Genomic DNA, 4,424 nt, shown 5'->3' on the forward strand with positions numbered 1-4,424 from the left:
CCTGGCCGGGATCTGGCTGGAGAACGACGGGCAGGCGGGCGGACAGGAAGAGGCTGCCGCGCTCTGGCCGCCGGGCGCCGAAGAGCGCACCGCGCGGATCACGCTGGCGGGGCTGCGCGTCACGCATCTGCAGGGCTCGCGGGCGGCGCAGGCTTTCGGGGGTTGTGACGGCAGCGAACTGGTGGTCTCGAGCGTCGATATCCCCGAGATCCCCGGTTGCGACATCTACGATCCCGAGCGGCTGCGCACCACCGGGGCCGTGGCGGTCTGGCTGACGCCGCAGGGACCGCGTATCGTCACCGCCGCCGGCCACAGGCTGTGGCACGGGGCGGGATCAAGGGATCAGTAGGTCCGGATCAGGCCGACGAGACGGCCCTGAACCTTGACCGAGCCCACCGGCAGCACGCGCGGCTCGTAGGCCGGGTTGGCCGCTTCGAGAACGATGGCGTCGCCCTTGCGCCGGAAGCGCTTGAGCGTGGCCTCGTAGCCCTCGATCTGGGCCACGACGATGTCGCCGTTCTCGGCGCTCGAGGTCTCGCGGATGATCACGACGTCCCCATCGTTGATCCCCGCCTCGATCATGGACTCACCGGCGGCGATGCGGCCCAGCACCTGCAGTTCCATCGCCTCGATGGTCGCGACCGGACGGGCGGCGGCGGGGCGGCTGTCGGGGATGTCGCCGTCGATCACCTTGGGCGCAAAGCCCGCGGGACGTCCGCCGAGGCTTTCAGGGAGCTTGACGATCTCGATGGCGCGGGCGCGATGCGCGAGACGGCGGATGAAGCCACGTTCCTCGAGCGCGGTGATCAGCCGGTGGATCCCGGATTTGGACCGCAGATCAAGGGCTTCCTTCATCTCGTCAAAGCTGGGCGGCACGCCGTCCCGCTGCATCCGCTTGTTGATGAAATCCAGAAGGTCGAGCTGTTTCTTGGTCAGCATGGCGCGTTCCCCGGTCGCTTGTCTTCCCTTTGTTCTACGCATGTTCACTATTTGTGTCAACACGTTCGCGGGAAAGACGAAACGGGCGGGCGCCTCGGTGCGGGCCTCAGAAGGGCACGTACTCCACGGTCTCACCGGCTTCGCGGGCCGGGTCGCGCGGCGGGCGGACGATCAGCCCGCCGGCCTCGCCGAGGATGCTCAGAAGCGAGCTGTCCTGACGCTCGAAGGCGCGGACCCCCTCGGGGGTGACACGGGTCCGCATGTAGTGCTCGCGCGGTCCATTGGGGCCGACCGGTGCGGTCAGCACCGCGCTCTTGCGCTCTGCCGGTGCCGCACCGAGCCCGAGCATGGCGCGGATCACCGGGGCGATGAAGATATGCCCGCAAACCATTGCCGAGACGGGGTTTCCCGGAAGGCCCATCATCATTGCATCGCCCAGACGGCCGGACATCAGCGGCTTGCCCGGGCGCATCGCAACCTTGTGGAAGGAGCGCTCGAGGCCCATGGCCTCGGCCACTTGCGCGACGAGATCGTGATCGCCGACCGAGGCACCGCCGATGGTCACCACGAGGTCGGCGTCGTCCAGGAGGCCAAACACCGTGCGCAGCGACGCCTCGCTGTCGCCGGCAATGGGCAGCAGCCGCGGCTCGGCGCCGATCTGGCGCAGCAGCGCGTGCAGGCCGAAGGTGTTCGAGGCGATGATCTGGTCGGGGCCGGGCTCTTCGCCGGGCATCACCAGCTCGTCGCCGGTCGAGATGAGCGCGACCTTGGGACGGCGGGTCACCGGCACACGGGCGATGTTCATCGAGGCCAGAAGCGCGATGTCCTGCGGCGTCAGAACGCGTGGCGCGCTCACCGTGTCGCCCACGCGGAAGTCGTTGCCATAGGCGCGGATGTTGTCACCTTGGCCCAGCCGGTCGGTGATCGTGATGCGGTCGCCGTCGCGATCCACATCCTCTTGGATCACAACGATATTCGCGCCTTCGGGCACGGGGGCGCCGGTGAAGATCCGTACCGCCTCGCCGGCACCGATGCGGCCCAGGTAGCGCGACCCGGCGGCGGATTCGCCGACAACCGTGAAGCTGAGGCCCGGTGCGGCCTCGGACACTGCGTAGCCGTCCATGGCAGACGCCGCGAAGGGCGGCTGGTCACGGCGCGCCTCGACACTGCGCGAGAGCACGCGGCCCGCGGCCTCGATCAGCGGCACCTCTTCTGTCGGCAGCGGTTCCGCGAGCGAGAAGAGCCGGTCCAGAGCTTCGGAAACAGATATCATTTCGCCTCGTAACGTCCGGATTTTCCGCCATCTTTCAGGATGACGCGGATGCCGCCGATCTCCATGCCCTTGTCGACGGCCTTGGCCATGTCATAGACCGTGAGCGCGGCGGTCGAGACCGCGGTCAGCGCCTCCATCTCGACGCCGGTCTGGCCGGTGGTCTTGACGGTGGCCTCGATGCGCAGGCCCGGAAGATCCGCGTCGGGGATCAGTTCGACCGCGACCTTGGTCACCGGAAGCGGGTGGCAAAGCGGGATCAGTTCGGGAGTCTTCTTGGCCCCCATGATCCCCGCGAGCCGTGCGATGCCGATGACATCGCCCTTCTTCGCGCGGCCTTCGGTAATGATCTCAAACGTCTCCGGCGCCATCTTCACCCAGCCCTCTGCGGTGGCGATGCGCGCGGTCACGGCCTTGTCTGAGACATCGACCATATGCGCGTCGCCCTTGGCGTCGAAATGGCTGAGGCCGCTCATGCCGCGACGGGGTCCTTGAGCAGCATCCGGGTCGCAAGCTCGACATCGTCCTGACGCATCAGGCTTTCGCCGATGAGGAAGGCGCGGGCGCCGTGGGCGGCCATGTCGGCAAGATCCGCGGGCGTGTTGAGCCCGCTTTCGGAGATCAGCAGCCGGTCGCCCGAGACGCCCTTCGAGAGGGTGCGCGTGGTGTCGAGCGTGGTCTCGAAGGTCTTGAGATTGCGGTTGTTCACGCCGATCAGCGGCGATTTCAGCGCCAGCGCGCGCTCGAGTTCCGGCGCGTCATGCACCTCGATCAGCGCGTCCATGCCCCAGCTCAGGGCGGCATCCTCGAGTTCGGCGGCCTGCGCGTCCGAGACGCTGGCCATGATGATCAGGATGCAATCGGCGCTCAGCGCGCGGGCCTCGGCGACCTGGTAGGTGTCGTACATGAAATCCTTGCGCAGCGCCGGCAGCGAGGTGGCGCTGCGGGCCTCGGTGAGGAATGATTTCGCGCCCTGGAACGAGGGGGTGTCGGTCAGCACGGACAGGCAGGTGGCCCCACCGCGCTCATAGGCGGCGGCCAGTGTCGCGGGATGAAAATCATTACGGATCAGACCCTTGGAGGGAGAGGCCTTCTTGACTTCGGCAATCAGCCCGTAGCCCGCGGTGGCGGCCTTGCGCAGCGCAGCACCGAAGGGGCGCACGGGCGAGGCCGCGCGGGCCTCGGCCTCGACGTCGGCCAGCGGTTTCGCGGCCTTGTCGGCGGCGACCTCTTCCAGCTTGTAGGCCTTGATCTTGTCGAGGATCGTCTGGGTCATGGGGCCTCCGGCGTCGTCCAGTTGATGGGCGTGTCGCCCCTTGCAATAAGCCACTCGTTGACGCGGGAAAAGGGGCGCGACCCGAAAAAGCCGCGGCGCGCCGAGAGCGGCGAGGGATGGGCCGAGCGCACGATCAGGTGATCCGCGCCTCGGATATGCGGAGCGAAGCCCTGCGCGTGATTGCCCCAAAGGATGAAGGCGCGTGGCGTTTCCGACAAATTTTCAATCACTTGCGCGGTGAGCTTCGACCAGCCGAGCTTGGCGTGGGCGCCGGCCGAGCCCGCGGGCACCGTCAGTGCGGTGTTCAGGAGCAGCACGCCCTGGGCGGCCCAGAAGCGCAGATCTCCGTTCGGCGGACAGGCCCCGAACTCTTCCTGCAGTTCCTTGTAGATGTTGTTGAGCGATCGCGGCAGCGGCCGCACCTCGGGCTCGACCGAAAACGCCAGCCCATGCGCGTGGCCCGGCGTCGGGTAGGGATCCTGCCCGAGGATCACCGCGCGGACACGCTTTGGCGGGCAGGCATCGAGCGCGGCGAAAACCTGCGGCGCAGGCGGCAGGATCTGGCGCGCGTCCCCCGCGAGCGCGGCTTCGATGCGCGGCAGGTCCTCGGTGAAAAAGGGCAGGTGGGCCCAGTCTGCAGGCGGGGTCATGCCGCCAGTTTCGAGGCCTCGGCCAGCGCCTGCACCTTGGCAAGCGCCGCACCGCTGTCGATGCTCTGGACGGCCATTTCGACGCCCTCGCGCAGGTCCGCAGCCTTGCCCGCCACCACCAGCGCGGCGGACGAATTCAGAAGGACCGCATCGCGATAGGCGGTCCTGGAGCCGTCAAGAAGCTCGCGGAAGGCCTTGGCGTTCTCGGCGGGCGGGCCGCCGGCGGTCTCCTCGAAGGGGGGCTCGGGCAGGCCCGCGGCCCCGGGGGGGAGGTCGACCCCGCGCACGC

Annotated in this window: 5 protein-coding genes and 2 pseudogenes; 1 reads left to right on the top strand and 6 read right to left on the bottom strand. The window is 68.3% G+C overall.

Annotated features, from left to right (window positions below):
- Window positions 1–349 (top strand): annotated as a pseudogene (locus HC022_RS19830) (competence protein); the annotation flags it as partial.
- Here HC022_RS19830 and lexA read toward each other — a convergent pair.
- From lexA to HC022_RS19860, 6 genes and pseudogenes are all read right to left on the bottom strand, one after another.
- Entirely contained in the window at window positions 343–939 is a 597-nt protein-coding gene (lexA, locus tag HC022_RS19835) for a transcriptional repressor LexA (RefSeq protein WP_167453574.1), read from the bottom strand. The pseudogene HC022_RS19830 and the gene lexA overlap by 7 nt on opposite strands.
- A 106-nt stretch (window positions 940–1,045) precedes the next feature.
- Window positions 1,046–2,212: a gephyrin-like molybdotransferase Glp gene (gene glp / locus HC022_RS19840; RefSeq protein WP_167453575.1), complete on the bottom strand. Its 1,167-nt coding sequence runs from the start codon at window positions 2,210–2,212 to the stop codon at window positions 1,046–1,048.
- Window positions 2,209–2,685: a cyclic pyranopterin monophosphate synthase MoaC gene (gene moaC / locus HC022_RS19845; RefSeq protein WP_167453576.1), complete on the bottom strand. Its 477-nt coding sequence runs from the start codon at window positions 2,683–2,685 to the stop codon at window positions 2,209–2,211. Before moaC ends, glp begins: the two co-directional genes overlap by 4 nt.
- Window positions 2,682–3,485, bottom strand: a complete 804-nt coding sequence (gene trpC, locus HC022_RS19850) for an indole-3-glycerol phosphate synthase TrpC (protein WP_167453577.1) — start codon at window positions 3,483–3,485, stop codon at window positions 2,682–2,684. The genes moaC and trpC overlap by 4 nt, the downstream gene beginning before the upstream one ends.
- A complete protein-coding gene (locus HC022_RS19855) occupies window positions 3,482–4,135 on the bottom strand; it encodes a uracil-DNA glycosylase (RefSeq protein WP_167453578.1) in 654 nt (217 codons plus the stop codon). Before HC022_RS19855 ends, trpC begins: the two co-directional genes overlap by 4 nt.
- Window positions 4,132–4,424: pseudogene (locus HC022_RS19860) on the bottom strand (anthranilate phosphoribosyltransferase); the annotation flags it as partial. The gene HC022_RS19855 and the pseudogene HC022_RS19860, both read right to left, overlap by 4 nt.

It is taken from the genome of Salipiger sp. HF18, from assembly GCF_011806505.1.
In the GTDB taxonomy this organism is placed as follows: Bacteria; Pseudomonadota; Alphaproteobacteria; order Rhodobacterales; family Rhodobacteraceae; genus Salipiger; species Salipiger thiooxidans.

What these genes read in the sequence shown, in the direction of transcription:
- lexA (WP_167453574.1), bottom strand. Translation starts at nt 939, where the DNA reads ATGCTGACCAAGAAACAGCTCGACCTTCTGGATTTCATCAACAAGCGG.
- glp (WP_167453575.1), bottom strand. Translation starts at nt 2,212, where the DNA reads ATGATATCTGTTTCCGAAGCTCTGGACCGGCTCTTCTCGCTCGCGGAA.
- moaC (WP_167453576.1), bottom strand. Translation starts at nt 2,685, where the DNA reads ATGAGCGGCCTCAGCCATTTCGACGCCAAGGGCGACGCGCATATGGTC.
- trpC (WP_167453577.1), bottom strand. Translation starts at nt 3,485, where the DNA reads ATGACCCAGACGATCCTCGACAAGATCAAGGCCTACAAGCTGGAAGAG.
- HC022_RS19855 (WP_167453578.1), bottom strand. Translation starts at nt 4,135, where the DNA reads ATGACCCCGCCTGCAGACTGGGCCCACCTGCCCTTTTTCACCGAGGAC.